The 26005-nt window shown below is 70.2% G+C and carries 27 protein-coding genes and 1 tRNA gene; 18 read left to right on the top strand and 10 right to left on the bottom strand.

What is annotated here, in order from left to right; translation table 11 throughout:
- Position 1: 1 nt before the first annotated feature.
- Positions 2–2056, bottom strand: a complete 2055-nt coding sequence (locus WDU93_RS02265) for a hydantoinase/oxoprolinase family protein (protein ID WP_337316920.1) — start codon at positions 2054–2056, stop codon at positions 2–4.
- A gap of 292 nt (positions 2057–2348) precedes the next feature.
- Between WDU93_RS02265 and WDU93_RS02270 the strand changes: the two genes are divergently transcribed.
- The 14 genes from WDU93_RS02270 (at position 2349) to WDU93_RS02335 (ending at position 16559) form a co-directional block, all read left to right on the top strand.
- Positions 2349–4067 carry a nitrite/sulfite reductase gene (locus WDU93_RS02270; protein ID WP_337316923.1) on the top strand — a complete coding sequence of 573 codons (1719 nt, stop codon included), beginning with the start codon at positions 2349–2351 and terminating at the stop codon, positions 4065–4067.
- Positions 4064–4828 carry a phosphoadenylyl-sulfate reductase gene (locus WDU93_RS02275; protein ID WP_420064030.1) on the top strand — a complete coding sequence of 255 codons (765 nt, stop codon included), beginning with the start codon at positions 4064–4066 and terminating at the stop codon, positions 4826–4828. The genes WDU93_RS02270 and WDU93_RS02275 overlap by 4 nt, the downstream gene beginning before the upstream one ends.
- Positions 4825–5778, top strand: coding sequence for a sulfate adenylyltransferase subunit CysD (gene cysD, locus WDU93_RS02280; protein WP_337316924.1), 954 nt, complete (start codon positions 4825–4827; stop codon positions 5776–5778). Before WDU93_RS02275 ends, cysD begins: the two co-directional genes overlap by 4 nt.
- Positions 5778–7067: a sulfate adenylyltransferase subunit 1 gene (locus WDU93_RS02285; RefSeq protein WP_337316926.1), complete on the top strand. Its 1290-nt coding sequence runs from the start codon at positions 5778–5780 to the stop codon at positions 7065–7067. Before cysD ends, WDU93_RS02285 begins: the two co-directional genes overlap by 1 nt.
- A 36-nt stretch (positions 7068–7103) precedes the next feature.
- On the top strand, positions 7104–8165 hold the full coding sequence (locus WDU93_RS02290) for an ABC transporter substrate-binding protein (RefSeq protein WP_337316928.1): 1062 nt from the start codon (positions 7104–7106) through the stop codon (positions 8163–8165).
- Positions 8165–9025 (top strand): ABC transporter ATP-binding protein, encoded by an 861-nt coding sequence (locus WDU93_RS02295; protein ID WP_337316930.1) that lies wholly within the window; start codon positions 8165–8167, stop codon positions 9023–9025. Before WDU93_RS02290 ends, WDU93_RS02295 begins: the two co-directional genes overlap by 1 nt.
- Positions 9015–9938 (top strand): ABC transporter permease, encoded by a 924-nt coding sequence (locus WDU93_RS02300; protein ID WP_337316932.1) that lies wholly within the window; start codon positions 9015–9017, stop codon positions 9936–9938. The genes WDU93_RS02295 and WDU93_RS02300 overlap by 11 nt, the downstream gene beginning before the upstream one ends.
- Positions 9935–10897: a uroporphyrinogen-III C-methyltransferase gene (gene cobA / locus WDU93_RS02305; protein ID WP_337316934.1), complete on the top strand. Its 963-nt coding sequence runs from the start codon at positions 9935–9937 to the stop codon at positions 10895–10897. Before WDU93_RS02300 ends, cobA begins: the two co-directional genes overlap by 4 nt.
- 49 nt (positions 10898–10946) lie before the next feature.
- Positions 10947–12338 (top strand): FAD-dependent oxidoreductase, encoded by a 1392-nt coding sequence (locus WDU93_RS02310; protein ID WP_337316937.1) that lies wholly within the window; start codon positions 10947–10949, stop codon positions 12336–12338.
- Positions 12335–12664, top strand: a complete 330-nt coding sequence (fdxA, locus tag WDU93_RS02315) for a ferredoxin (protein ID WP_337316939.1) — start codon at positions 12335–12337, stop codon at positions 12662–12664. The genes WDU93_RS02310 and fdxA overlap by 4 nt, the downstream gene beginning before the upstream one ends.
- Positions 12657–13589, top strand: a complete 933-nt coding sequence (locus WDU93_RS02320) for an NAD(P)/FAD-dependent oxidoreductase (protein WP_337316942.1) — start codon at positions 12657–12659, stop codon at positions 13587–13589. The genes fdxA and WDU93_RS02320 overlap by 8 nt, the downstream gene beginning before the upstream one ends.
- A gap of 64 nt (positions 13590–13653) precedes the next feature.
- Positions 13654–14205, top strand: a complete 552-nt coding sequence (locus WDU93_RS02325) for a hypothetical protein (protein ID WP_337316945.1) — start codon at positions 13654–13656, stop codon at positions 14203–14205.
- 273 nt (positions 14206–14478) lie between these two features.
- Complete coding sequence (locus WDU93_RS02330) at positions 14479–14940, top strand: DUF3817 domain-containing protein (protein WP_337316948.1); 462 nt, start codon at positions 14479–14481, stop codon at positions 14938–14940.
- Positions 14941–15086: 146 nt separating this feature from the next.
- Positions 15087–16559 (top strand): NPCBM/NEW2 domain-containing protein, encoded by a 1473-nt coding sequence (locus WDU93_RS02335; protein ID WP_337316951.1) that lies wholly within the window; start codon positions 15087–15089, stop codon positions 16557–16559.
- A 61-nt stretch (positions 16560–16620) separates the two neighbouring features.
- Here the strand turns inward: WDU93_RS02335 and WDU93_RS02340 are convergent, their stop codons facing one another.
- A complete protein-coding gene (locus tag WDU93_RS02340) occupies positions 16621–17175 on the bottom strand; it encodes a MarR family winged helix-turn-helix transcriptional regulator (RefSeq protein ID WP_337316953.1) in 555 nt (184 codons plus the stop codon).
- A gap of 87 nt (positions 17176–17262) precedes the next feature.
- Between WDU93_RS02340 and WDU93_RS02345 the strand changes: the two genes are divergently transcribed.
- On the top strand, positions 17263–17916 hold the full coding sequence (locus WDU93_RS02345; protein WP_337316955.1) for a MarR family winged helix-turn-helix transcriptional regulator: 654 nt from the start codon (positions 17263–17265) through the stop codon (positions 17914–17916).
- Between the two features lie 7 nt (positions 17917–17923).
- Here WDU93_RS02345 and dcd read toward each other — a convergent pair whose 3' ends face one another.
- The 4 genes from dcd to WDU93_RS02365 all read right to left on the bottom strand — a co-directional run bounded on the left by dcd (position 17924) and on the right by WDU93_RS02365 (position 21057).
- Positions 17924–18529, bottom strand: coding sequence for a dCTP deaminase (dcd, locus tag WDU93_RS02350; RefSeq protein ID WP_337316957.1), 606 nt, complete (start codon positions 18527–18529; stop codon positions 17924–17926).
- 9 nt (positions 18530–18538) lie between these two features.
- Positions 18539–19216, bottom strand: a complete 678-nt coding sequence (locus WDU93_RS02355; RefSeq protein ID WP_337316959.1) for a GAP family protein — start codon at positions 19214–19216, stop codon at positions 18539–18541.
- Positions 19217–19318: 102 nt separating this feature from the next.
- Complete coding sequence (locus tag WDU93_RS02360; RefSeq protein ID WP_337316962.1) at positions 19319–20146, bottom strand: ABC transporter permease; 828 nt, start codon at positions 20144–20146, stop codon at positions 19319–19321.
- On the bottom strand, positions 20143–21057 hold the full coding sequence (locus tag WDU93_RS02365) for an ABC transporter ATP-binding protein (RefSeq protein WP_337316964.1): 915 nt from the start codon (positions 21055–21057) through the stop codon (positions 20143–20145). The genes WDU93_RS02360 and WDU93_RS02365 overlap by 4 nt, the downstream gene beginning before the upstream one ends.
- Before the next feature lie 127 nt (positions 21058–21184).
- Here WDU93_RS02365 and WDU93_RS02370 point away from each other — a divergent pair.
- A tRNA-Gly gene (locus WDU93_RS02370) sits at positions 21185–21258 on the top strand.
- A gap of 71 nt (positions 21259–21329) precedes the next feature.
- On the opposite strand, the gene WDU93_RS02375 is transcribed toward WDU93_RS02370, so the two are convergent.
- From WDU93_RS02375 to WDU93_RS02390, 4 genes are all read right to left on the bottom strand, one after another.
- Positions 21330–21971, bottom strand: coding sequence for an MIP/aquaporin family protein (locus tag WDU93_RS02375; protein WP_337316967.1), 642 nt, complete (start codon positions 21969–21971; stop codon positions 21330–21332).
- Positions 21972–22112: 141 nt separating this feature from the next.
- A complete protein-coding gene (locus tag WDU93_RS02380) occupies positions 22113–22481 on the bottom strand; it encodes a nuclear transport factor 2 family protein (protein WP_337316971.1) in 369 nt (122 codons plus the stop codon).
- A 39-nt stretch (positions 22482–22520) separates the two neighbouring features.
- Positions 22521–23948, bottom strand: coding sequence for an alpha-L-fucosidase (locus WDU93_RS02385; RefSeq protein WP_337316973.1), 1428 nt, complete (start codon positions 23946–23948; stop codon positions 22521–22523).
- Between the two features lie 8 nt (positions 23949–23956).
- Positions 23957–25159 carry a MalY/PatB family protein gene (locus WDU93_RS02390; RefSeq protein WP_337316975.1) on the bottom strand — a complete coding sequence of 401 codons (1203 nt, stop codon included), beginning with the start codon at positions 25157–25159 and terminating at the stop codon, positions 23957–23959.
- 105 nt (positions 25160–25264) lie between these two features.
- Here WDU93_RS02390 and WDU93_RS02395 point away from each other — a divergent pair, with 105 nt between their 5' ends.
- Both WDU93_RS02395 and WDU93_RS02400 read left to right on the top strand, forming a co-directional pair.
- Positions 25265–25624 carry a YidH family protein gene (locus WDU93_RS02395; protein WP_337316976.1) on the top strand — a complete coding sequence of 120 codons (360 nt, stop codon included), beginning with the start codon at positions 25265–25267 and terminating at the stop codon, positions 25622–25624.
- A complete protein-coding gene (locus tag WDU93_RS02400) occupies positions 25621–25959 on the top strand; it encodes a DUF202 domain-containing protein (RefSeq protein ID WP_337316978.1) in 339 nt (112 codons plus the stop codon). Before WDU93_RS02395 ends, WDU93_RS02400 begins: the two co-directional genes overlap by 4 nt.
- Positions 25960–26005 lie beyond the last annotated feature (46 nt).

Here is a 26005-nt window from a genome sequence, read left to right on the forward strand (position 1 = left end):
ATCAGGACTCCTTTTCGATCTCGAGGTTGGTGATCAGCAGTGCGCCGTGCTCTTCGACCAGCACGGAGAATCCGGGCGGGACGACCGTGGTCGCGGTGGGCTCGATGATGATCGCCGGGCTGAGCAGGGTGTGGCCGGCGCGCAGCGCATCACGCTCGGTCACGATGGTGTCGAGCTCTTCGCCACCGAAGACGACCTTGCGGATCTCGTGCGCGAAGTCCTCCGACTCGGCGGCGGGGATCGTGAAGGTCTGCGCGCCGGAGAGGGCACCGACGACCCGCGTGCGCAGGGTGACGATCTCGATGGGCGCGCCCAGGGTGGAGTGTCCGTAGCGGGCGTCGTAGGCGTGCGCGAACCGCTCGCCGAGGCGCTCGAGGAAGTCCGCTTCGAGCGGCTCGTCCGCGCTGTCCAGCGGCACGGTGAGGAAGTACTCCTGGCCGAGATAGCGCACGTCCACGGAGTGCTGCGCGTAGCGCGCGTCGGCGGGAACGCCTTCGGACTGCAGCGACGCGAGGCCCGAGGTCTCCACCTCGCGCAGCACGCGTGCCATGTCGGCGGTGTCCAGGTCGACGTCGAGGAAGTAGTACGGCTCGGTGAAGTCGCGGCGGATGTCGCCCTGCAGCATCCCCCAGGCCGAGAAGGCGCCGGGGAAGCGCGGCACGATCGTCTCGCGGATGCCGAGTTCCTTGGCCAGGAAGACCGCATGCATCGGGCCGGCGCCGCCGAACGCGACGAGCGAGAAGTCGCGAGGCTCGATGCCGCGCGAGATGGTGATGGTGCGGATGGCCTGCGCCATCTGCGAGTTCGCGACATCGCAGATGCCCTCCGCCATCTGGATGGCGCCGAAGCCGAGCTGGCCGCCCAGTTCCTCGAGCGCCTGGACGGCCGCCTCACGGTCGAGACTCATCTTGCCGCCGGCGAAGTTCTTCGCATCCACCCGCCCGAGCACGAAGTTCGCGTCGGTGACGGTCGGCTCGGTGCCGCCGCGTCCGTAGCAGGCAGGTCCCGGCTGGGCTCCGGCCGAGCGCGGTCCGACGCGAAGGCCGCCAGCCTCCACCCAGGCCACCGACCCGCCGCCGGCGCCGATGGTGTGGATGTTGACGATGCTCATCAGCATCGGCAGGCCCTCGAGGACCGCCTCCGTCGAGACATCCGGCACGCCGTCGACGACGAGCGAGACGTCGAAGGACGTGCCGCCCATGTCCACGCCGATGAGGTTGGGGTTGCGCACGACCTTCGCCAGCGCCTCGCCGCCGATCGCACCGCCCACCGGGCCCGAGAGCAGCGTCTGCAGCGGCCTCTCACGCGCAGAGGCCGCGGTGAGCACACCGCCGGAGGACTGCATGATGTGCAGCGGCGCGTCGACGTCGCGCGCGGCCAGCTGCTTCTCCAGCTCCACGAGGTACGCCCGCACCACGGGGCCGGTGTACGCCTCGATCACCGCCGACGAGGTGCGCTCGTACTCGCGCCATTCCTTGGCGGATTCATGCGAGAGCGACACCGTGAAGTCGTCGCCGAGAACCTCGCGCAGGATCTCGCGGGTGCGCAGCTCGTGCGCGGGGTTGCGGTAGCTGAACAGGTACGCGACGGCGACAGCGCCGTAGCCCTCCTTCTTCGCGCGCTCGCCGGCTGCGCGGATGGCCGCCTCGTCGAGGGCGACCAGTTCGGTGCCGTCGTACTGCAGTCGCCCGCCGATGCCGACGACGTCGCGACGCTCGATCAGCGGCTCGGGCTTGCGGTACTGCGCGTCGTACAGACGGTGCCGCGGTCCGCGGGCAATGTGATAGACGTCCTGCACTCCATCGGTCGCCAGCAGCAGCACCGGCACGCCGCGACGCTCCAGAAACGCGTTCAGGCCCTGCGTCGTGCCGTGCACGATGAAGTCGATGTCCGACAGGTCATCGATGACCGACTCCAGCCCCTCCAGCACACCGGTGCTGAGATGCCCCGGGGTCGTGGACGCCTTGGTGGCGTGGAACTGCCCCGTCGTCTCGTCAAACGTCACGATGTCCGTGAATGTCCCGCCGATGTCCATCGACACCCTGTAGCTCGTCACGTTCGGCCTCCTCGCCGTGTTGGGATGTGTCGTGAATGCTAGGTCGGCTCCCCGCGACGCAATGTGCATAACGACCTGCTGACGCCGCTGACATCAGGCATTGCGCCCTGCCCCCGCTGCGGGGCGCCGAAATTCGCATGCACACGAACCACTGTTCGCACCAGCCCCCACGCGTCATATTTCGCGTTGCGTGACGTCATGTTTCGTTCGGCGACGCTTCGTGTCACACGGGGTTCTTGAACCGTGTCCACCCTGCCTAGCGTGATCCCCAACCACTCACCGAGGGGGAACCATGACCATTCAGCAGCCGGCGACCGTCCGCGGCGCACGCACGCGCACCGCACGCACGCCGACCAAGCCGCACGGCCAGTGGCTCGTCGACGGCACCGAGCCGCTGAACGCCAACGAGCAGTTCAAGCTCGACGACAACGGGCTGAACGTGCGCGAGCGCATCGAGCAGGTCTACGCCAAGGGCGGGTTCGCCTCGATCGACCCGACCGACCTGCACGGACGCTTCCGCTGGTGGGGGCTGTACACGCAGCGCAAGCCCGGCATCGACGGCGGCCGCACCGCCCAGCTCGAACCGCACGAACTCGAAGACGAGTACTTCATGCTGCGGGTGCGCATCGACGGCGGCCAGCTCACGACCGCGCAGCTGCGCGTGATCGGTGAGATCTCCACGGAGTTCGCCCGCGACTCCGCCGACCTCACCGACCGCCAGAACGTGCAGCTGCACTGGGTGCAGGTCGAGGACGTGCCCGAGATCTGGCGCCGGCTCGAGGCCGTCGGGCTCTCGACGACCGAGGCCTGCGGCGACGTGCCGCGCGTGATCCTCGGCTCGCCGGTCGCCGGCATCGCCGCCGACGAGATCATCGACCCCACCCCGCAGATCCAGGAGATCGCCGAGCGCTTCATCGGCGACGAGTCGCTGGCCAACCTGCCCCGCAAGTACAAGACGGCCATCACCGGACACCCGAGCCAGGATGTCGTGCACGAGATCAACGACTGCGCGTTCGTCGCCGTCGAGCATCCCGAACTCGGTATCGGCTACGACCTGTGGGTCGGCGGGGCGCTCTCGGTCGTGCCGCGTCTGGGCGAGCGCCTGGGCGTCTTCGTCGCCCCTGACCGGGTCGCCGAGGTGTGGCACGGCGTGACGAAGGTGTTCCGCGACTATGGCTACCGCCGCCTGCGCAACAAGGCACGGCTGAAGTTCCTGCTCGCCGACTGGGGCATCGAGCGCTTCCGCGAGGTGCTCGAGACCGAGTACCTCGACGCTCCGCTGCCCGACGGCCCCGCCGCCCCGAAGCCGACCTCGATCGGCGACCACGTGGGCGTGCACCCGCAGAAGGACGGCCGCTTCTTCGTCGGCGCTGCCCCTCTCGTGGGTCGCGTCTCGGGCAGCACGCTCACGGCGCTCGCAGACCTCGCCGAGGCGCACGGTTCTGAGCGCATCCGCACCACGCCGTATCAGAAGCTGCTCGTGCTCGACGTGCCGGACGACCGCGTCGAAAGCCTCATCGCTGGTCTTGACGAGATCGGCCTGTCGGCCCGCCCGAGCCTGTTCCGCCGCGGCACGATCGCCTGCACGGGCATCGAGTACTGCAAGCTCGCGATCGTCGAGACCAAGGCGAATGCGGCGGATGCCATCCGTCAGCTCGAGGAGCGTCTGGGCGCCCTGGAGCCTGAGATCGGCCGCCCGATCACGCTGCACGTGAACGGATGCCCGAACTCCTGCGCCCGCATCCAGATCGCCGACATCGGCTTGAAGGGCCAGCTCGTCTCGATCGACGGCGAGCAGGTGCCCGGCTACCAGATGCACCTCGGCGGTGGCCTGGCCGGCGTCGACCGTGAGGACGCAGGGCTCGGACGCACCGTGCGCGGGTTGAAGGTGGCTGCCGACGGCATCGCCGACTACGCCGAGCGGGTCATCCGCCGCTACCTCGCCGACCGCGAGGGTGGCGAGAGCTTCGCGCAGTGGGCGCACCGTGCCGACGAGGAGGCCCTGCTGTGAGCGCGCCTGGGACCCACCCTTCGACAAGCTCAGGGACCCACCCTTCGACGCGCCGCAGCGCGGACGAGCTGCGCGCGCTGGCCGAGCGCGGCGCCCGCGAGCTGCGCAGCCGTGCTGCCGATGAGGCCAGCCCTGCCGACGTCGTCGCCTGGGTCGCCGCGAACGTCGGCGTGCGTCAGGCCGCCGTCGCCTGCTCGATGGCGGATGCCGCGCTCCCCCACCTCGTCGCCGAGCACCTTCCCGGTGTCGACGTGCTGTTCCTCGAAACGGGCTACCACTTCGCCGAGACCACCTTCACGCGCGGCGAGGTCGCCGAGCGGCTCGATGTGCGCATCGTCGACGTCACGCCCGTCCAGACCGTGCGCGAGCAGGATGCCGAGTTCGGCAAGGACCTCTTCGCCCGCGACCCGGCCCTGTGCTGCGCGCGCCGCAAGGTCGAACCGCTGCAGCGGGCACTGCGCGACTACGAGGTGTGGTTCACCGGTGTGCGCCGCGATGAGAGCCCGACCCGCACCGACACCCCGCTGATCACCTGGGACGAGCGCAACGGTCTCATCAAGGTCAATCCGGTGGCGGCGTGGAGCTTCGACGACCTCATCGACTACGCGGGCACGCACGACGTGCCCGTCAACCCGCTCATCGCGAACGGGTACCCCTCGATCGGCTGCGCGCCGTGCACCAAGCCCGTCGCTGCGGGCGAAGACCCCCGATCCGGCCGCTGGGCCGGTCTGGCGAAGACGGAATGCGGGCTGCACCTATGACTACCGACGCTTCGGCCCTTCATCTCGCTGCGCTCGCTCAGGGACCGGGTGGCGCAAAGGGCCTGTCCACGCTCGATCTGCTCGAGGCGGAGGGCATCCACATCATCCGCGAGGTGGTCGCCGAGTTCGAGCGCCCCGTGCTGCTGTTCTCGGGCGGCAAGGACTCCGTGGTCGTGCTGCACCTGGCCACCAAGGCATTCGCGCCCGGCCGGGTGCCGTTCCCGGTGTTGCACGTGGACACCGGCCACAACTTCCCCGAGGTGATCGCGTTCCGCGACGAGACGGTCGCCCGTCTGGGCCTGACGCTCGAGGTCGCGCGTGTGCAGGACTACATCGACGACGGCCGCCTCGCCGAGCGCCCCGACGGCACCCGCAACCCGCTGCAGACCCAGCCGCTGCTCGACGCGATCGCGGCCGGCAAGCACGACGCGGTCTTCGGCGGCGCGCGCCGCGACGAGGACAAGGCCCGCGCCAAGGAGCGCATCCTCTCGCTGCGCGATGAGTTCGGCCAGTGGGACCCGCGCAACCAGCGCCCCGAGCTGTGGAGCCTGTACAACGGCCGCCACCTCCCCGGACAGCACGTGCGCGCCTTCCCCATCTCGAACTGGACCGAACTGGACGTGTGGAGCTACATCGAGCGCGAGAACATCGCGCTGCCGCCGCTGTACTACGCGCACGAGCGCGAGGTGTTCCGCCGCGACGGCATGTGGTGGGCGCAGGGCGAGTTCTCGCAGCCGCGCGCCGGCGAAGAGCTCGTCACCCGCACGGTGCGCTACCGCACGGTGGGCGACATGAGCTGCACGGGCGCCGTGGAATCGGATGCCGCGGATGTGGCATCCGTCGTCGCCGAGGTCGCCCGCTCCACCCTCACCGAACGCGGCGCCACCCGCGCGGACGACCGCATCAGCGAGGCCGCCATGGAGGACCGCAAGAAGGACGGATACTTCTGATGAGCTCCCTGTTCCGTTTCGCGACGGCCGGTTCGGTCGACGACGGCAAGTCGACCCTCGTCGGCCGCCTGCTGCATGACGCCAAGGCGATCCTCGCCGACCAGCTCGACCAGGTCGCCGCGACCACCCGCGCCCGCGGGTTCGCGCACGGCGAGTTCGACTTCGCCCTTCTCACCGACGGCCTGCGTGCCGAGCGCGAGCAGGGCATCACGATCGACGTCGCCTACCGCTACTTCGCCACCGACCGGCGCAGCTTCATCCTCGCCGACTGCCCCGGGCACGTGCAGTACACGCGCAACATGGTCACCGGCTCGGCCACCGCAGACGCGGTGATCGTGCTCGTCGACGCGCGCAAGGGTGTCGTCGAGCAGACCCGCCGCCACCTGGCTGTCGTCTCGCTGCTGCGCGTGCCGCACGTGATTATCGCGGTGAACAAGATCGACCTCACCGGCTTCGACGAGGAACGCTTCGTCGAGATCGAGCTGGAGGCGCTGCGCGTGGCATCCGAACTCGGCATCGGCCACCTGCACGTGCTCCCGGTGTCGGCGCTGGAGGGCGATAACATCGTCGAGCGTTCCGTCCGCACCCCCTGGTACGCAGGCCCCACCCTGATCGAGTTGCTCGAGACGCTGCCCGGTCACGACGATGCGGATGCCGAAGAGGCCGACTTCCGCCTGCCGGTGCAGCTGGTGCTGCGCCCGCAGGGCGGGCTCGCGCCGACGATCGACCCGGCAGAGGCCGAGCGCTACCGCGACTTCCGCGGGTTCGCCGGTCGGGTCGCCTCCGGGCGGGTGCGGGTCGGTGACGCGGTCGAGGTCGTGCCCGGCGGGCATCGCACCACGGTCACGGGCATCCACATCGCCGGCGTCGAGGCAGATGCCGCGTCAGCCGCGCAGTCGGTCACCCTGACCCTCGCCGATGAGCTCGACGCCGCCCGCGGCGCCGTGATCGTCGCATCGGGCTCGGCACCGGAAGGGCGTCGTGAGGCCGAGGTGGACGTGTTCCAGCTCGACGCGCGTGCCATCACGCCGGGCGCGCGCGTGCTGGTCAAGCACGGCACCGCCACCGTGCAGGCGCAGGTCGCCGAGGTGCTCTCCCGCCGCGATCTCGAGACGCTCGGCCACGAGCCGGCGTCGACCCTCGCCACGAACGAGATCGGCCGCGTGCGCCTGCGCTTCGCCGCCGAGCTTCCCCTCGAGCCCTACGCGCGCAACCGCGCCGGCGGCTCACTCCTGGTCATCCATCCGGCGGACGGCGCGACACTCGCCGCGGCCACCGTCATCGCGTAACACCCACATCGAACACCACCTGAAGGAGGCGACACCGTGAAGATCACCCGCAGATCAACTGCACTCACTGCCCTGGGACTGGGCGCCATGATGCTGGCCGGCTGCGCCTCGGCATCCGCGACCGGCGGCGACGGCGAAGCCCTCGAACAGGTGCGCCTCGGCTACTTCGCCAACGTCACGCACGCCCCGGCGCTGGTGGGCGTCTCGGAGGGACTTTTCGAGGAGGCCCTCGGCGACATCGACCTCGAGACGACGGTCTTCAACGCCGGCCCGGCCGCGGTCGAAGCCCTCTCGGCCGGCGCGATCGATGTGGCCTACATCGGCCCGAACCCGTCGATCAACACGTTCATCCAGTCCGGCGGCGAGTCGGCGCGCGTGATCGCCGGGGCGACCTCGGGCGGCGCAGCCCTCGTAGTACGTGACGGCATCGACACCCCGGCCGATCTGGAGGGGGCGAACATCGCCACCCCGCAGCTGGGCAACACGCAGGATGTCGCGCTGCGCAACTGGCTGTCGGAGGAAGGCTTCGAGACCTCGATCTCGGGCGGTGGCGATGTCACCGTGACCCCGACGGAGAACGCGCAGACGCTCGCGCTGTTCCAGAAGGGTGAGCTCGACGGTGCCTGGCTGCCGGAGCCCTGGGTTTCCCGGCTGGTCCTGGAGGCGGGCGCGCACGTGCTCGTCGACGAGGCGGAGCTGTGGCCGAACGGTGAATTCCCGACGACCGTCGTGCTGGTGCGCGCCGAGTTCGCGGAGCAGCATCCGGATGCCGTGGAGGATCTGCTCGACGGACACATCGCCGCCATCACCTGGCTCGACGAGCACACCGACGAGGCGCCGACGGTGATCAACGACGCGCTCGAGGAAGCGACCGGCAAGCGTCTCGACGATGCCGTGCTCGCGCGGGCCTTGGAGAACGTGACGTTCACGGTCGATCCGCATGCCGAGACCTTCCAGGCCCTGGTCGAGCACGGTCTGGCGGCGGGCACGCAGAAGGACGGCTCGATCGACGGCCTGTTCGACCTGCGCACACTCAACGCCCTGCTCGAAGCAGACGGCGCCGACCCGGTCTCGGCCGGCGGTCTCGGGGAGGACTGATGACCACGCCCGCGGGGACGACCGCGCCGCTCGGCACCACCGGCACGCGCTTGACGCCCAGTTTCGACGGTGTCACGCCGCTGGCAGCGCCGGTGGTCGCGGGCGACCCCGCGGTGCGGATCAGCCACGTCTCCAAGCGCTTCGGCGCCGGTCCCGTCATCCTCGACGACATCTCGCTCGACATCGCACCCGGTGAGTTCGTGTGCCTGCTGGGCGCCTCCGGGTGTGGAAAGTCGACGCTGCTGAACCTCATCGCCGGCCTCGAACCGGTCACGGCGGGCGAGATCGACACGCCAGCCACCGGCTCGCTCCCGCTCTCGCAGGGGTCAGCGGTGATGTTCCAGGAGTCGGCGCTCATGCCGTGGCTCACCGCGCGCAAGAACGTCGAACTGGCGCTGCGGCTGCGCGGCATCCCCCGGCGGGAGCGTCGCGAGGAGGCCCTGCGCCTGCTCGCCACGGTGAACCTGACGGATGCTGCCGACAAGCGACCGCACGAGCTCTCCGGCGGCATGCGGCAGCGCGTGGCGCTGGCGCGGGCGCTCGCCCAGGACCGGCCCGTGCTGCTGATGGACGAGCCGTTCGCCGCGCTGGATGCCATCACCCGCGATCTGCTGCATGAAGAGCTCGAACGCGTCTGGCGAGCGACCGGCCGCACGATCGTGTTCGTCACCCATAACGTGCGTGAGGCGGCCCGGCTCGGGCAGCGCGTGGTCCTGCTCTCCAGCCGGCCCGGCAGGATCGCCGGCGAGTGGCGCATCACCGCGACCTCCGGCCGTCGCATCGAATCGCCGGAAGTGGCGGCCCTGGCCACCGAGATCACCGCCGAGCTGCGGAAGGAGATCCGCCGTAATGCCTCGTGACACTGTGACATCTGCCGCGCCGAAGGGTGGGTCCCTGAGCCTGTCGAAGGGCGACGACCTCCGTACCCTCTCCACGGGTCTGGACAGGCTGCAGTCCGACGACCGCGCCGCCGGCGCGCGCTGGCGCGACGTGCTGGCCAAGGTGCTGCCGCCCGTGATCCTGCTGGTCGTTCTGCTCGCCGCCTGGCAGCTGTATGTCGTGATCGCCGACCCGCGCCCCGACCTCGCCCCCGGACCGCTGCAGGTCGCCGGCGCCCTCGGCGACGCGTGGGAGTCCGGCCGCCTGCAGGAGGCGGTGAGCACCAGCCTCGAGCGGGGAGTGATCGGATTCCTCATCGCGATCGTCGTCGGCACGCCCATCGGCCTGCTGCTGGCCGAGTGGCGCACGCTGCGCCGCGCCGCCGGCCCCCTCATCTCGGGCCTGCAGGTGCTGCCGTCGGTGGCCTGGGTACCGGCCGCGATCCTCTGGTTCGGCCTCAGCGACGCCACCGTCTACTTCGTCATCCTCATGGGCGCGATCCCGTCGATCGTGAACGGTCTGCTCTCCGGCATCGACCAGGTGCCGCCGCAGCTGCGCCGCGTGGGCACGGTGCTCGGCGCGAGCCGCTGGCAGCTGGCGACCGTCGTCGTGCTGCCCGCGGCCCTGCCCGGCTACGTCGCCGGCCTCAAGCAGGGCTGGGCGTTCTCGTGGCGCTCGCTCATGGCCGCCGAGATTATCGCCGTGGGCGGCTCGATCGGCTTCGGCCTCGGCTCGATGCTGCAGCAGTCGCGCGAGCTGTCCGACCTCGCCAGCGTGCTGGGCACGATCCTGCTGATCCTCGCGATCGGCATCCTCATCGAACTGGTCCTGTTCGGACCGCTGGAGCGGCGGATGCTGCGCAGCCGCGGACTCGCCCTGGGAGGCACCCGATGATCGGAACCGTCACTCTCGTCGGAGCAGGCCCCGGCGACGCCGGCCTGCTCACCCTGCGCGGGCTGCGGGCACTTCAGCAGGCCGACGTGATCGTCGCCGACCGTCTCGGCGCACGTGCCGTGCTCGACCAGCTCGCCGCCGACGGAGTCGAGCTCACCGCCGAGGTGGTCGATGTCGGCAAGCTGCCTGGACACCACCCCGTGCCGCAGGACGGCATCAATGCGCTGCTCGCACACCTGGCGACCGAGGGCAAGGACGTCGTGCGCCTCAAGGGCGGCGACCCGTTCATCTTCGGTCGCGGCCGTGAGGAGCAGCTGTTCTGCGAGGAGGCCGGCGTGCCGGTGCAGGTGGTGCCGGGCGTGACCAGCGCCGTCTCGGTGCCGGCGGTGGCGGGCATCCCGCTCACCCATCGCGGAGTGGCGGCGTCGTTCACCGTGGTGAGCGCGCATGACCAGATCTCGCAGGTCGCGGGCGGACGTGAGCACACGGTCGTGCTGCTCATGGGCGTGGGCACCCTCGCCCACTCGGCGCATGTGCTCGCCGCCGGTTCGCGGGGGCTGGACTGCCCCGTCGCGATCATCGAAGACGGCTATGGACCCGGCGAGCGCGTCACCGTCGGCACGCTCGCTACGATCGCGCACCTCGCCGCGAGTCGTCAGGTGCGCTCCCCCGCCGTGGTCGTCGTCGGCGACGTGGTGCGACTGAGCCCGCACGCGACGGATGCGTTGCCCGTGTCCGTCGCAGGACGTCCTTCGTCTCGCTTCGCTCGCTCAGGAACCGATCATGCCTCGGTCCCTGAGCGAGGAGCGCAGCGACGAGACGAAGGGCGCCCGCGCTGGGCCGAGGCCCTCGACGCCGGGCTCGCCGTCGACACCGGGCTCATCCAAGCCGTCGAGTCGGCCCTGGAGCCGGTCGCCGCCGAACGCAGCATCCGCTCGCTCTTCTCCCGCACCCGCTGACTCTCCCCTCTCGCCCGCTCTTGCCCCCGAGGCTTCCGAAAGGCTCCCCATGACTGCTCCCTCCACGCTGCGCGTCGCGATCGTCGGCGCGGGCCCGGCCGGCATCTACGCCGGCAATCTGCTCGCCCAGGCCGTGCGTCAGGACGACACCACGATCTCCTCGGTGGAGATCGACCTGTTCGAGTCGCTGCCCGCGCCCTACGGCCTGATCCGGTACGGCGTCGCGCCCGACCACCCCCGCATCAAGGGCATCGTGAACTCGCTGCACGAGATGCTCGACGCGCTCCCCGAGGGTGAGTCCACGCGTCGCACCATCCGCTTCATCGGCAATGTCGAGGTCGGGCGTGACATCGCGCTGGACGAGCTGCGCGAGCGGTACCACGCCGTCATCCTCGCCACGGGGGCGATCCGTGACGCGGCGCTCGACATCCCCGGCGTCGACCTGCCTGGCTCGTACGGCGCGGCCGACTTCGTGTCGTGGTTCGACGGGCATCCGGATGTCGCGCGCACCTGGCCGCTGGAGGCGTCACAGGTCGCCGTGATCGGCAACGGCAACGTGGCCCTCGATGTGGCGCGCGTGCTGGCCAAGCACGCGGTCGATCTGCGCAGCACCGAGGTGCCCGACAACGTGCTCGAGGGACTGGAAGCGTCGGCAGTGACCGATGTGCACGTGTTCGGCCGCCGCGGACCCGCCGACATCAAGTTCACGCCGATCGAGCTGCGTGAGCTCGGCGAGGTGCGCGACGTCGACATCGTGCTGCACGATGAGGACTTCGAGGGCGTGGATGCTTCGGCAGCATCCACCAACCAGCTGAAGGTCATGCTGCGCACGCTGAACAGCTGGCGCGGGCGGCCGGCCGGCACGGCATCCCGTCGCCTGCACCTGCACTTCTGGCACGCGCCGGTCGAGATCATCGGCGACGACGCCGTGCAGGCCATCCGCTTCGCACGCACGACGACGGATGCCGACGGCGGGCTTGCCGTGACCGACGAGGTGCGCGAGTACCCCGTGCAGGCCGTGTACCGGGCCGTCGGCTACTACGGCACGCAGGTGGTCGGCGCACCCTTCGACGCCGCGCGCGGTGTGGTGCCGAACGCCGAGGGCCGGGTCGACGACGAGGCCGGGCTGTATGCGACAGGGTGGATCAAGCGGGGGCCGGTGGGCCTGATCGGACACACCAAGTCGGATGCGCTTGAGACGATCACCCACCTGGTGGCTGACGCCGAGGCGGGGCTGCTGTCGGCTCCCGAGGATGCCAGTGACGTGCTCGACCTGCTAGATGAGCGCGAGACGGCGTACACGACCTGGGATGGCTGGCAGGCGCTGGATGCCCATGAGCGTGCGCTCGGCGAGAGCCACGTGCACACGCGCGAACGGGTCAAGGTCGTGCCGCGCGACGAGCAGGTCGCGATCTCACGAGATGGGGCGTTCGTGTCATGACCTACGTCATCGCGCTGCCGTGCGTCGACGTGAAGGATCGCGCCTGCATCGACGAATGTCCGGTGGACTGCATCTACGAGGGTGAGCGGTCGCTGTACATCCACCCCGACGAGTGCGTCGACTGCGGCGCCTGCGAGCCCGTGTGCCCGGTCGAGGCGATCTACTACGAGGACGACCTGCCGGAAGAGTGGGCCGACTACTACACCGCCAACGTCGACTTCTTCAGTGAGATCGGGTCACCCGGTGGCGCGGCGAAGGTGGGCGTGTACGCGTTCGACCATCCGCTGGTGGCGGCGCTGCCCCCGCAGGGAGGCGAGCATGAGTGAGGCATCCGAGCCTTATGACGTGCTCATCATCGGTGGCGGGCCGGCTGGCCTGTCGGCGGCGCTGAACCTCGGCCGCTCGCTCGTGCGGGTGCTGGTGGTGGATGCCGATCGGCCCCGCAACGCCGCGACGCTGAACTCGCACGGCTTCCTCACCCGCGACGGTGTGCCGCCGCATGAGCTGCGCCGACTGGCGCGCGAGGAGCTCGCCGCGTATCCCAACGTCGAGGTGCGCACCCGGGTGCGGGTGGCGTCGCTGTCGAAGACGGATGCCGGTTTCATCGCGGGCATCGGGCGGCGTGAGGCGACCGAGCAGGTGACGGCGCGCACGGTGCTGTTGGCGACCGGGTTGCGCGAGACGCTGCCGGAGGTGCCGAACCTGCGCGGGTTCTACGGCATGAGCTTGTTCAGCTGCGCCGCGTGTGATGCGTGGGAGCTGCGGGGCCGGCGACTGGCGCTGATCGGCGAGTCGGCCGATCTGCCGGATCGCGCGCGGCTGATCGCCCGCTGGACCGAGAGTCTCACGGTCTTCACGAACGGCGCCGAGGTGATCTCGACGACCGAGGAGGCCGAGCTCGCCGCAGCGTCGGTGAGTGTGCTGCGGCATCCGATCTCCGAGCTCGTGGGCGACCGCGGGCGGCTGGAGGCGGTGCGGCTGACGGACGGCACCGAGGTGGCGGTGGATGGCGGGTTCGTGCGTCCGCTGTGGGAGACGGAGCTGTCGTTCCTGGACGGCATCCACCCGGCGCTCGACCGCGTGGGGAACCTGCGCACCGACCGATCTGGCCGCACCGATGTGCCGGGGCTGTACGCGGCAGGCGATGCCGCCGCCCCTGGCCCGCAGCAGCTGATCGTCGCGGCCGGCGCCGGGGCGCGGGTGGCTGCGGTGATCGTGCATGACACGATCGGGGTCGCGACCGCGCACTAGTCCGGTGCCTGCGTGCGCCGCGCGGGGCGCGTGTCGCCGCGACGGCCCGGTCTATGCTGACCGCATGACGGGGGCACGGGGGCTAATGGCAGGGGCACGGGGGCTGAGGGCGGCGGTCATGCTGGGCGTCGTCGCGCTCGCGCTGTCGGGGTGCGTGTACGCGCAGATCCCGGCGGATGACGGCGCGGGGCCTGATCCTGTGGACGGCGGGTCGCCGTCGGCGGAGCCGCTGGAGGGCGGCCTGCCAGAGGAGCTGACGTTCGCCGCGGGTCAGGAGCTTCCCGATGGGGCGTACATCCAGTGGGGCGATGGGTTCATCGCCGATGAGGGGTGGGAGATCCGCGAGCCTGACAACGGCCACGGCGAGTGGATGTATGGCACGACGGACGGGCGGTGCACCGCACGGTTCTGGCAGGGCCTGATCCGTGACTCCGAGGTGGCGGATGAGGGGGTCCGTGACGACGAGAAGGGTTCGGATCTGCTGCTCGCGAGCGTGCTGGATCTGAGCGAGGCGGAGCTGGCGGCGGCGGTGATGCACGATCGACATCGAGGCGGCATCCGGATGCCGACCAGGGATGCCCGCCGACGTGACCGGAGAGGACGTAGATCAGCGTGACGGCATCCCGCTCGATGGGCAGCAGCTCGCCGGCCGCCAGCGTCTCGCGCCGTGACCGCGCGAGCTGCAGATCGATACTGCTCAGCACGCGTTCCAGAGCCTGGGGGTCGACGATGGCCATGCCATCGGCAACAGCGCGGGCGGCACCCGCATTCCCCGAGATCCACCTTTCGATGGATCTCGGTCCATAGCGGGCTGCCCTAGCGTGAGAGGTACCCGCACTGTGTGACCTCCCCGAAAAGTGACCTCCCGAAGAGAGACGAAGAGAGACCCGTGTTCCGCACCCCCGCCCGTCTGTTCCGCGTGCTCGCGATCGCCGAAGCCATCACCTGGACCCTGCTGATCAGCGCCCTCATCGCCCGCGCCGTCGGCGCCACCCCGCTGCTGGTCACGATCGCCGGCGGCATCCACGGATTCGTGTTCCTCTCTTACGGCGCCACCGCCGTGCTCCTCGCCTTCCACCAGCGCTGGCACGTCGGCGTCGCGATCACCGCCATCGCCAGCGCGATCGTCCCGTACGCCACCATCCCCGCCGAGATCTGGCTGCACCGCACCGGTCGCCTCGACGGCGCATGGCGCCTCACCGAAACCGACGACCCGCGCGACCACACCTGGTACGACCGCACCATGCGCTGGTTCCTGCTGCGCCCGTGGATGCTGGCGCTGCTCATCCTTGCCGCCGTCGCCGCGATCTTCGTCGTGCTGCTGCTCGTCGGCCCTCCCGGCGGCAAGTAGGCCCGGCGGCAAGGAAGCCCGAGCTCCCCGTGCGCCGGGGTCTTCAGCTCACGACGACGGGGTTCTTCTCGTACACCTCGTCCATGCGCGGTTGCGCGTCGACGGCGTAGCACTCGACCGCCACGGCGGCGGGTCAGTACAGCTGGGTGACCGGCTACGACTCCTCGACCGGCCCGCGGGTGACCTCGCGCACCCCGATCGGCGAGGTTCACGAGACCACGCGGTTCGAGCAGATCATCGATGCCGGCACCTGCGGCGACACCTTCGTGGGTCTCGACCGTGTGGGCAGCGGCGTGGCCGACTTCATCCTGGATGACTTCCTCGTCGAGGATCTCGGCGCATCGGACGCGATCCCTGCCTGCGCGCAGCTGAGCGGCAAGCTCAGCGGTGACGTGGTGCAGCAGAACACGCCGTCGACCTTCACGACGACGTTCGTCTCGGACGAGTCGGCACCGATCGCCGACGTCTCGGTGAAGCTCAGCCTGCCCGAGGGATGGAAGGCCGAGGCCGTCACCGCAGCGACCGCAGCCACCCTCGCCCCGCAGGGCACGCTGGCGACGCAGTGGCGCATCACGGCTCCGGCATCCGCCGATGGCGTGTACGACATCACCGCGACGGCGACCTACACGACCACGGTCGACCCGATCGGCGAGCGCACGGTTCGCACCGTCACCCAGGTGAAGACGCTGCCGAAGCCGCCGACGACGACCGTCTTCGCCAGCGATCACGATTGGGTGAGCGCGACCAACGGCTGGGGTCCTGTCGAGCGCGACATGGCCAACGGGCCGCAGGCCGCCGGCGACGGTGGACCGCTGGCGCTCAACGGGCAGGTCTTCGCGAAGGGTCTGGGCGCCCACGCCCCGAGCAACGTGAAGTACTTCCTGGGCGGTCAGTGCACGGCGTTCACCGCGAGCGTGGGTCTGGATGACAAGCAGACCACGCGCGGCTCGGTGGTCTTCACGGTGCGGGTAGACGGTCGTACCGTCGCCACCTCGCCGGTGATGCGGCCGACGACGCCGACCTACGCGCTGAACGCGAACGTCACGGGTGGTCAGTTCGTCGAGCTCATCGTCACCGACGGCGGAGACGACAACGGCAACGACCACGCTGACTGGGCGAACGCGAAGTTCACCTGCTCCGAGACGACCAACTCCGGTGAGCCGACGGCTCCGAAGGGCACGGCGTTCGTGAGCGACCTGCCGTTCCTGAACGAGAGCAACGGCTGGGGCCCGGTCGAGCGCGACATGTCCAACGGTGAGAACGCGGCCGGTGACGGCACGCCGATCACGATCGGCGGCGTCGTGTACGCCAAGGGTCTGGGCACGCACGCCGACTCATCGGTCGAGATCTACCTCGGCGGTCAGTGCACCACGTTCACCACCGTGCTCGGCCTCGATGACTCGAAGGACGAGAAGGGCGAGGGCAACGTGATCTACCAGGTGTACGGCGACGGCCAGCTGCTGCACACCTCGGCACCTATCCTGTGGGACAACCCCGGCACCCCGCTCACCGTCGATGTCACAGACGTCGACGAACTGCGGCTCGTGGTCGGCACCAACGGTGTCAACTACCGCGATCACGCAAACTGGGCCGACGCGAAGGTGACCTGCGCCGGCTGATGTGAGATCAGCGAGGGGGCGGATGCTGCGGCATCCGCCCCCTTTCGCGTGCGTCGCGGGTTCAGCCCCAGTTGTCGGCGAGCTTGGTGAGCAGGCGGGCGAGTTCGGCGCGCTCTTCGGCGGTGAAGGCCTCGAGCGCGGAGGAGAGCACCTGGCGGCGTTCGCCACGCACGCCGGAGAACAGGCGGGTGCCGTCGTCGGTGAGGGCGATGCGGGTGCGGCGCGCGTCATCGGGGTCGGCCTCGCGGCGCACCCAGCCGCGATCGACCCCCTGTTGCACCAGACGAGAGGCGCGCGGCTGATCGACGCCGATCGCGGCGGCGAGATCGCTGACGCCGAGCGGGCCGGATGCCGCGGCGAGCGCCTCGATCATGCGGATGACGGCGGGCGCGCCATGGCGGGCACCGTCGGCGAAGAAGGGGCCGCGCCCGCGGCCGAAGGGGCCACCCGAACCCGGCGGACCGAAGCCGCGCGGGCCGCGATCGTGCCCGTGCGGATGCTCGTTGTCATGCGGATGCTCGTGGTCATGCTCGTGGTGATGCGGCCACGGGCCGCGGCGACCGCGCAGACGAGCGAGCGCTGCTGCGATGGCGTCGGCGGAGTCGTCGGAAGTCACGCCTCGACTTTACATGTGACTTGACATGCATTCAAAGTGCATGTCACACTGCATGTACATGCAACATGACAAGTAAAGGACACGCTGATGAACACCGACTCCACTCCTGAGAACACCCGCCCCTTCGGCTCCTGGGTCACCGCGGTCGACCGCCTGCTCGAGGCCGAGTTCGCCACCCTCTTCGCCGACGAGGGCGTCACCCGCCGCGACTGGCGCCTGCTGAACCGCATCGACGGAACCGTGCCCAGCCCGCGACTGCCGCGCAGCCCGAAGCTGCGCACCCTGCAGCTGCACGGCTGGATCGAGCGCACCGCCGACGGTTGGGCGCTCACAGACGCCGGCCGCCTGGCCAAGGAACGCCTCGGCGCCGCCGTCGAAGAGATCCGCGCGCGCGTGGCATCCGCCGTCTCCCCCGAGGAGTACCAGGCCATGACCGCGTCACTCGAGAAGATCGCCCGCGAGTTCGGCTGGCAGGAGGGGCAGAAGCTCCCCCGCCCGCAGCGCGGCCCGCGGGGCATCCACCGGCATGGTCACCACGGTCATGGTCACCACGGTCAGGACCATCACGACCACCCCCACGGCCACGACCACCACCACGGCCACGACGGACATCACCCCTTCGGTCCGCGACACGGCTGGGGTCCGCGCGGCTTCGGCCGCGGACGCCCGGCGTTCGCGCACGACGACCGGCATCCCGCGACCGATGCGCCGTGCGGGCATCACGCGCGCGACGCGCGCTGAGCGACCCTCAGCCGCCCACGGCACCGGCGTCGGTGGTCCCGACGTCGGTGCGGTGGAAGTTCTGGAACGAGCGCGAGGCCGTAGGCCCACGCTGCCCCTGGTAGCGGTTGCCGTACGGACCGGAACCGTAGGGGTTCTCGGCCGGCGAGGTGAGACGGAAGAAGCACAGCTGGCCGATCTTCATGCCGGGCCAGAGCTTGATCGGCAGGGTCGCGACGTTCGCGAGCTCGAGGGTGACGTGACCCGTGAACCCCGGGTCGATGAACCCGGCGGTCGAGTGCGTGATGAGGCCCAGGCGGCCGAGCGACGACTTGCCCTCCAGCCGTGCGGCGGTGTCGTCGGGCAGCGTCACCTGCTCGAAGGTGGCACCGAGTGCGAACTCCCCGGGGTGCAGGATGAACGGCTCGTCGGGTGCGACCTCGATCAGCCGGGTCAGCTCGGGCTGATCCTCCGACGGGTCGATGAACGGGTACTTGTGGTTGTCGAACAGCCGGAAGTACCGGTCCAGGCGCACGTCGACGCTCGAGGGCTGCACCATGTCGGGGTCATGCGGCGCGAGGCCGATCCGACCAGAGGCGAGTTCTGCTTTGATGTCGCGGTCGCTGAGAAGCACACCCATACCCTACGGCCAGATCGAGCCGATCCCCGAGCCGATGGCGTTGACGCCGAGGATGAGGAACAGCACGGCCATGATCACGTGGTTCTCGCGGGTGAGCCACGCGCGCAGGGATGCCAGGGGGCCGGCCAGCCGGTCGCCGGCGATCTGCATGCCCAGCACCGGGATGATCACGCTCGATGCCCCCAACGCCGTGAACACCCCCACCGCGACAGCGGCGGCCGTGCCGCCCAGCTCCGCCGAGCCGACGACGACGCTCGCGCTGGCCGTCAACGTGAGGTTCTTCGGGTTGGCGACAGCGAGCGCCAATCCCAGTCGCAGTGAGCGCCCGAAGCCGTAGGAGTCGATCTTCTGCATCCAGCCGGGTAGCTCTGGCACGTCACCCCGATGCGGACGCTGCTGCCATTGCCGCGCCGAGATCCACACCAGCAGCAGGCCGAGGGCCACCTGGATCACGCCGATCACGGGCCGCGGGCCGGTGTCGCCGGCCTCGGGAAGCAGCCCCGACAGCAGTGAGAGGACGGTGAAGCCGATGAGGATGCCGATGACCCAGCCGACGAGAAAGCCCAGGCTGCTCGTGCGTGCCCTCGGGCCGAGCAGGGTGAGGATGACGGCGATGAGCGGCACCGGGCTGATCGCCACACCGACCGCATACGGCAGCAGCGCTCCGATGACTTCACCCATCGCGACCTCGATTCCCCCGTTGCGCTGATTCTGTCCAGGGCGGGGAGGATGCGCAAGGCCCGCCCCGCCGGGATGGCGGAGCGGGCCGTGTCATGCGGTCGATCAGGCGTCGCGTGTGCGCAGCACCGCCCAGGCGGCGAGCAGCCCGCCGACCACCCACGCGGCGAGCGTGAGGTAGGCGGTGTTGGCATCGACCGGAGCCTGCTCACTGGGCAGGATCGCGAACTGTGCGGCCGCCATCGGCAGGTAGTTTCCGGCATCCAGCACCCACTTCCACGCCTCGCCCGCCATCGCGAACATCTGCACGACGATCGGCAGCACGAACAGCAGGCCGACCACGGCGGCGATCGCTCCGGCGCCGGAGCGGAGCACGAAACCGAGGGCGACACCGATGAGGGCGAAGGCCGCCATCGACGCCGAGGCGACGAGGATCGGCAGGTACGTGCCGTCAAACGATGCCCAGTCGATCGCCCCGGCGGTGTCGGCGAAGATCGGCGAGACGACGACGGCCGCGGCGAAGAAGATCGCCAGCGAGGTGAAGAACAGCACGAGGGCCATCACGACGGCCTTCGCGGCGAGCACGACCCCGCGCGCGGGCACCGCGGTGAGGGTCGAGCGGATCATGCCGGTCGAGTACTCACCGGTCACCGAGATGACGCCGAGGATGCCGGCGAGCAGCATCGTGAACTGGATCGGCATGATCACGGCCGTGATGCCGGTGAACCCGGGCACCTTGCCGACGGCGAGCGCGATGAGCACGGCGATGCCGATGGTGAGGGCGGCGGTGATGGCGACCGACCACCAGGTGGAGCGGACGGTGGCGAGCTTGATCCACTCGCTGCGCAGCACGCGAGCGAACGAGAGTCGGTAGCCGGATGCGGGGGCGGTGAGGGGCGCGGCCTGTGCGGCGGGCGCGGTCTGCGTGGTCATGCTGCGACCTCCATGCTGCGATATTCGACGGCATCGCCGGTGAGCGCCAGGTAGGCATCTTCGAGCGAGCCGGTGGTGGGGGTGAGTTCGTGCAGGGGGATGCCGCGGTCGGCGGCGATGTCGCCGATGCGGGATGCGTCGAGGCCGATGATCTGCAGGGATTCGGGGCCGGTGCTCACGATCTCGGTGGCCGGGCCTGCGACGGCGACGGCGAGGTCGGCGACGCGAGGGGTGCGTACCCGCACGGTGGCGGTGGTCCACGAGCGCACGAGCTCGTCGAGCGGTGCGTCGGCGAGCACCTGGCCGCGGCCGAGCACGATCACGTGGTCGGCGGTCTGCGCCATCTCGCTCATCAGGTGGCTGGAGAGCAGCACCGTGCGACCTTCGGATGCGGCGTAGCGCACGAACTGGCGCACCCAGAGCACGCCCTCGGGGTCGAGGCCGTTGACGGGCTCGTCGAGGATGAGCGTGTGCGGGTCGCCGAGCAGGGCTGCGGCGATGCCGAGGCGCTGTCCCATGCCGAGTGAGAACTTGCCGGCGCGCTTGCGGGCGACCGAGCCGATGCCGGCGAGGTCGATGACCTCGTCGACGCGGGAGTTCGGGATGCCGTGCGTGGCGGCCATGGCGCGCAGGTGGTCGCGGGCGGAGCGCCCGGTGTGCACGGCCTTGGCGTCGAGCAGCACGCCCACCTCGGTGAGCGGCGCCTTCATGGTGCCGTAGCTCTGGCCGTTCACGGTGACGCTGCCGTCCGTGGGCTTGTCGAGGCCGACGATCATGCGCATGGTCGTGGACTTTCCGGCGCCGTTCGGGCCGAGGAAGCCGGTGACCGAACCGGGCTTGACCGTGAACGACACGTCGTCGACGGCCTTTTTGTCGCCGAACCTCTTGGTGAGACCTTCTGCTGTGATCATGTCTTCGACGCTACGGATGCGGCCCTGTCGCGCGCGTCAGTCTGAGGGATGACCCGGGTCAGCCGCTGTGCGGATCCTGAGGCGACCGCGGTTGTGGGGTAGGCTGACGGTGCTCCTTCGGGAGTGCGGGGCTGTAGTTCAATGGCAGAACTTCTGCTTCCCAAGCAGATAGCGCGGGTTCGATTCCCGTCAGCCCCTCCACTTCACCCGCCGGCCCGCACACGACAGAGCGCCGGACCCCCGCAGGGACCCGGCGCTCATACGTCAGTAGGTCAGGCGACCTTGGTCGAGTCGTCGGCCTTGAGCACGCGGAACATGACCGCAGCGAGCGCGGCACCCACGATCGGAGCCAGCACGTACAGCCACAGGTTGCTCCACGCGAACTGGCCGCTGATCGACAGGCCCAGCGCGACGGCCGGGTTGAAGCCACCGCCCGAGATCGCGCCGACGGTGGTCGCGCCGACGAACACGGCGCCACCGATGGCCAGGCCGTAGAACGAGTTGCCGTCGTTGTCCTTCGAGGTGGCGACGTTCAGCACGACCCACACCAGCACGAACGTGAACAGCGCCTCGACGAGGAACGCCGGGCCCACCTCGATCTCGGTCGCCGACTCGGCGACCGGCCACAGCGCCAGGCTCACGAGGGCCGCAAGCGCGCCACCCACCAGCTGCGCCACGATGTAGACGACCAGGTCGGTGACGCTCATCCCGCCGCGCAGGAACACACCCACCGAGACGGCGGGGTTGAGGTGACCGCCCGAGATGTGCCCGGTCGAGTAGACGAGCACCGCCAGAGCGAGGCCGATGGCCAGAGGCGTCAGCGGGCTGCCGCTGTTCACCGCCCCGATGATGCTGATGACGAAGAGGAAGGTGCCGAGCGCTTCGGTGAGAGCCTTGCGCGCAATGCCGGTCATGATGGAGTTCCGTTCTGATTGATGAGGCGCGACACGTCGTCGCACCGAACGCGAACCTCTGGCATCGCCTGTCGCGCGTCCGAACTCTAGCGCGTGCGCGCCCCGCCATCGCGGAGCCACGCTGCAGGACGACGCACGATATTACGCGCCGCGCGTACCCTCGGGCGCGTCCTGCTCGAGGTCGGTCCACACCTCGACGAGTTCGACGATCAGCCCGTCGCGAAGGTGGGCGAAACTCGCACATGCGAAGTGCTGCACGCCGGCCTCCGACCGCCCCGACACCAGCGCCCGGGAGGCCGCAGCGTCACCTGAGCCGACCAGGTCTTCCACGATCAGTCGTCCGAACCCCGGGTAGCCTGCGTTGAACGTCACCCACGCGTCGCGATCGAACACCTCGCCCGTGTGCACCAGGCGGCACGTGAAGTCCGGATGAAGGAACGCGCTGAGATCTTCCCAGCGACGCTCGTCAATCGCGGTCATCAGTCCAGAAAGCGCGTCGGTGGCATCCATGGAGGCGACCATAGCGGCCCTCACCGACACGGGCCGCCGTCACCACGTCCCGGTGCCCGCGAACACCCGTACCTGCGACAGGGCCAGGGGGCCGCGCGATCCGGTGATCTCGATCTGCACCTCGCGCACGCCGTGGGCCGGGGTGTCGACGATGCGCTGCGCGCCCACACTCGCCCCGGCATGCTCGGCCAGCAGCGACCCCTGCGCGTCGCGCAGCCGCACGACGAAGCCGTCGATCTGCTGCCCCTCGGCAATGTCCTCGCGCAGCCCAACGCCGGCAAGGGCGGCATCCGCGGCGAACCGCAGCCGCACAGTCGGTGCGGGATCCGCCTGCTCCGGCCGCCACACGCCACCCACGCCGGGAGCGGCCGCCAGCGGTGACGACGAGTACGTGACCGTCGCCGCCAGGGCGAGGTCGGTCTCGTCGAGCGACCGGATGCGGGCGCCGAGCTCGGCCAGCATCCGCCGGTCCGCGTCGGCGATGCGTCCGCTCGCCGCCGGCGGCACGTTCAACAGAAACGTCGCGTTGCCCCCGACGCTGCGCCGGTAGATCTCGAACAGCTCCGCCGCGGAGCGCACCAGGGCATCCTCCGCCGCATGATGAAACCACCCCGGCCTCGTCGACGTGTTCACCTCGGCCGGGTACCAGGCCAGCGGCTCGTCGGAGCCGAGAATCGCAGACCGCCCGCCCAGATCGTCGTCATCGCTGCGCACGCTCCGCGAGAACTGCCCGTCGTCGACCCGCTGCGATCGCGACTCGGTGAGCTCCGCCTCGCGCAGCGACGCCGGCACCACACTCCACTCCTCTGCCCTGGTGTGCCCTACCTCATTGCCGCACCAGCGCACATCAGGTCCGCAAACGCTGATCACCGCGTCAGGCTGCAGCCGCCGGATCACCTCGTAGTAGCGATCCCAGTCGTAGTACTGCCGGCGCCCGTCGGCGCCCTCGCCGTTCGCGCCGTCGAGCCAGACCGCGAACACCGGCCCGTAGCCGGTGAGCAGCTCGGTCAGCTGCGCGACGAAGAAGTCGTCGTAGGCGCGGCCCGCACCATAGCTCGCCTCGGTGCGATCCCACGGCGACAGATACACCCCGAAACCGAGGCCCTCCGCGCGGCATGCGTCCGCCACCTCACGCACGAGGTCGCCGTCCCCGCCGCGCCAGGGGCTCGCGGCGACCGTATGCGCCGACTGCGCGCTCGGCCACAGCGCGAAACCGTCATGATGCTTGCAGGTGAGGATCACCCCCGTCATCCCCGCCGCCGCTAGGTCGCGCACCCACTCCCGCGCATCCACCTCGGCCGGATCGAACAGCGCCGGATCCTCCCGGCCCAGCCCCCACTCGCGGTCGGTCATCGTGTTCATGCCGAAGTGGAGGAACCCGTAGAACTCCCGCAGCTGCCAGGCGAGCTGCCGCGCGGACGGCCGCACCGCGGCGGCCTCGGCAAGACGGTCGGATGCCCGGCTCATGCGCGCCCCTAAGCGGATCCGGCGGACGCTGCGGATGGGAGGCCGCGCAGCGCCGCCCCCATCTGCTCCACCGCCGCCCGCAGGATCGGGCGCGGGGTGGCGAACACGAATCTCGTGAAGCCTGCGCCGGCCCTCCCGCACGCCGAACCGTCGGTCATCGCGACCCCCGCGTGCTCGCGGAACCACTCCCCCAGGTCGCCGGTCAGCCCGGTGTCGCGGAAGTCCAGGAACGCGATGTAGGTGCCCTCCGGCACCGTCATCCGCACCCCGGGCAGATGCTCGGCGACGAGCTCTGCCAGCAGCCGGCGGTTGCCGTCGAGATACGCCACGACGTCGGCAAGCCAGTCCGCACCCTCGCTGTACGCCGCCACCTGAGCGACGGAGCCGATCGTCGCGGTGCCATGCCCCGCCCAGCCGCCGTCGGCTCGCCACGCCTCGCGCGACTCGTCGTTCGAGAGGATCAGCTGCGCGCACTTGAAGCCGGCCAGGTTCCACGCCTTCGACGCCGAGGTCGCCGTCACCGTGTGCGCGGCGGCCGCATCCGACACCGAGGCGTACGGCACGTGCTGCGCCGGGGCGAACACGAGCGGGGCGTGGATCTCATCCGCGAACACCCGACCGCCGGCATCCGTCACCACCTCCGCGATCCGCAGCAGCTCATCGCGCGCGAGCACCGTTCCCAACGGGTTGTGCGGGTTGCACAGCACGAGCATCTCGGCTCCGTCGGCGAACGCCGCGGCCACCGCATCCAGATCCATCGTCCAGCGTCCGTCGGCGAGGATGCTCGGCACCTCGATCACCCGCCGTCCGTGCCGCTGCGGCACCGTGAGGAAGGGCATGTACGCCGGCGTCGGCACGATGATCGCAGCACCCGGCGCGGTGAAGCGCTCGATCACGAACTCGAACGCGGCGATCACGTCAGGCACCAGCTGCACGTCGTCCGACGCGACGTCCCAGCCGTACTGCTCGGCCTGCCAGCGCGCCGTCGCGGCCTGCAGCCGGGCGGTCAGCCACGGCGCCGGATAGCCCGTGAACCCGGCATCCATCGCGTCTCGCACCGCACGGGTGATCTGCGGCGCGACCCCGAAATCCGCCTCGGCGACGAACGCCCCGATCGCGTCGGGATACAGCGTCCACTTCAGACTTCCCGCCGCCCGCAGGTCGGCTGCGGTGATCGCGTCGAACGGATGCGGATCCTCGTCGAAGCTCATGGCTCCATTCTGGCGCGGGCTGACGGCCCCGGCGCCGCCCGGGCCACGTCGCTACGATGAGAACGTGACCTCGATGCCCGCGCTCCGTTCCGTGTTGGCTCGATCGTGAACGGCCGCCGGTTCCCGCAGCGGGTCTTCCGCGAGGGCGACGAGCCCGATCCCCGCTTCAGCCTCGCCAACGAGCGCACCTTCCTCGCCTGGCTGCGCACCGCCCTGGCGATGTACGCCGCGGCCTTCGCGCTGGAGGCGCTGGCACTGCCCGAGGCGACGGGGTGGCGCATCGCCGCGGCCAGCGTGTTCCTCGCGCTCGGCACCCTTGCCGCCCTGCAGGCGTGGTTCGGATGGATGTCGACCGAGCGCGCCATGCGGCGCGGCAAGCCCCTGCCTGGGCTGCCGATCGGCGCCGCTCTCGTCGTGGGCGTCATCGTCGCCGTTGCCCTCGTGGCCATCGGAGTCTTCGTGTGAGCAGTTCCGAGCTGTTCGACCCCGGTTTGCAGCCGGAGCGGACTCTGCTCGCCTGGCGCCGCACCTGCCTGTCGTTCGCGGTGGGCAGCCTGGTCGCGGCCCGCTTCACCGTCGAGCTCGTCGGGGTGTTCGCGATCGTGCTCGGCATTCTCGGGGCCGGCCTGTCGGTAGCCGCCTATTTCGTCGCGGCGCGCGGATACCACCGGGTGAATGACGCGCTCGGGCGGGGCGAGGCGGCCCTCCCCTACGGCGCCTGGCCGATGCTGCTGGCCACCGCGGCGACGCTCGCCCTCGGCGCCGCCTGCGCGCTGTTCCTCGTGTTCGGCGTGGCCTGACGGCCGCAGATCGTGACCACCGCGCGCCGGCTCGCGTAATCTCTGC

The organism is Microbacterium istanbulense, assembly GCF_037204145.1.
Classification (GTDB): Bacteria; Actinomycetota; Actinomycetes; order Actinomycetales; family Microbacteriaceae; genus Microbacterium; species Microbacterium istanbulense.

What these genes read in the sequence shown, in the direction of transcription:
- WDU93_RS02270 (WP_337316923.1), top strand. Translation starts at nt 2,349, where the DNA reads ATGACCATTCAGCAGCCGGCGACCGTCCGCGGCGCACGCACGCGCACC.
- cysD (WP_337316924.1), top strand. Translation starts at nt 4,825, where the DNA reads ATGACTACCGACGCTTCGGCCCTTCATCTCGCTGCGCTCGCTCAGGGA.
- WDU93_RS02285 (WP_337316926.1), top strand. Translation starts at nt 5,778, where the DNA reads ATGAGCTCCCTGTTCCGTTTCGCGACGGCCGGTTCGGTCGACGACGGC.
- WDU93_RS02295 (WP_337316930.1), top strand. Translation starts at nt 8,165, where the DNA reads ATGACCACGCCCGCGGGGACGACCGCGCCGCTCGGCACCACCGGCACG.
- WDU93_RS02300 (WP_337316932.1), top strand. Translation starts at nt 9,015, where the DNA reads ATGCCTCGTGACACTGTGACATCTGCCGCGCCGAAGGGTGGGTCCCTG.
- cobA (WP_337316934.1), top strand. Translation starts at nt 9,935, where the DNA reads ATGATCGGAACCGTCACTCTCGTCGGAGCAGGCCCCGGCGACGCCGGC.
- WDU93_RS02310 (WP_337316937.1), top strand. Translation starts at nt 10,947, where the DNA reads ATGACTGCTCCCTCCACGCTGCGCGTCGCGATCGTCGGCGCGGGCCCG.
- fdxA (WP_337316939.1), top strand. Translation starts at nt 12,335, where the DNA reads ATGACCTACGTCATCGCGCTGCCGTGCGTCGACGTGAAGGATCGCGCC.
- WDU93_RS02320 (WP_337316942.1), top strand. Translation starts at nt 12,657, where the DNA reads ATGAGTGAGGCATCCGAGCCTTATGACGTGCTCATCATCGGTGGCGGG.
- WDU93_RS02325 (WP_337316945.1), top strand. Translation starts at nt 13,654, where the DNA reads ATGACGGGGGCACGGGGGCTAATGGCAGGGGCACGGGGGCTGAGGGCG.
- WDU93_RS02345 (WP_337316955.1), top strand. Translation starts at nt 17,263, where the DNA reads ATGAACACCGACTCCACTCCTGAGAACACCCGCCCCTTCGGCTCCTGG.
- WDU93_RS02355 (WP_337316959.1), bottom strand. Translation starts at nt 19,216, where the DNA reads ATGGGTGAAGTCATCGGAGCGCTGCTGCCGTATGCGGTCGGTGTGGCG.
- WDU93_RS02360 (WP_337316962.1), bottom strand. Translation starts at nt 20,146, where the DNA reads ATGACCACGCAGACCGCGCCCGCCGCACAGGCCGCGCCCCTCACCGCC.
- WDU93_RS02365 (WP_337316964.1), bottom strand. Translation starts at nt 21,057, where the DNA reads ATGATCACAGCAGAAGGTCTCACCAAGAGGTTCGGCGACAAAAAGGCC.
- WDU93_RS02375 (WP_337316967.1), bottom strand. Translation starts at nt 21,971, where the DNA reads ATGACCGGCATTGCGCGCAAGGCTCTCACCGAAGCGCTCGGCACCTTC.
- WDU93_RS02380 (WP_337316971.1), bottom strand. Translation starts at nt 22,481, where the DNA reads ATGGATGCCACCGACGCGCTTTCTGGACTGATGACCGCGATTGACGAG.
- WDU93_RS02385 (WP_337316973.1), bottom strand. Translation starts at nt 23,948, where the DNA reads ATGAGCCGGGCATCCGACCGTCTTGCCGAGGCCGCCGCGGTGCGGCCG.
- WDU93_RS02390 (WP_337316975.1), bottom strand. Translation starts at nt 25,159, where the DNA reads ATGAGCTTCGACGAGGATCCGCATCCGTTCGACGCGATCACCGCAGCC.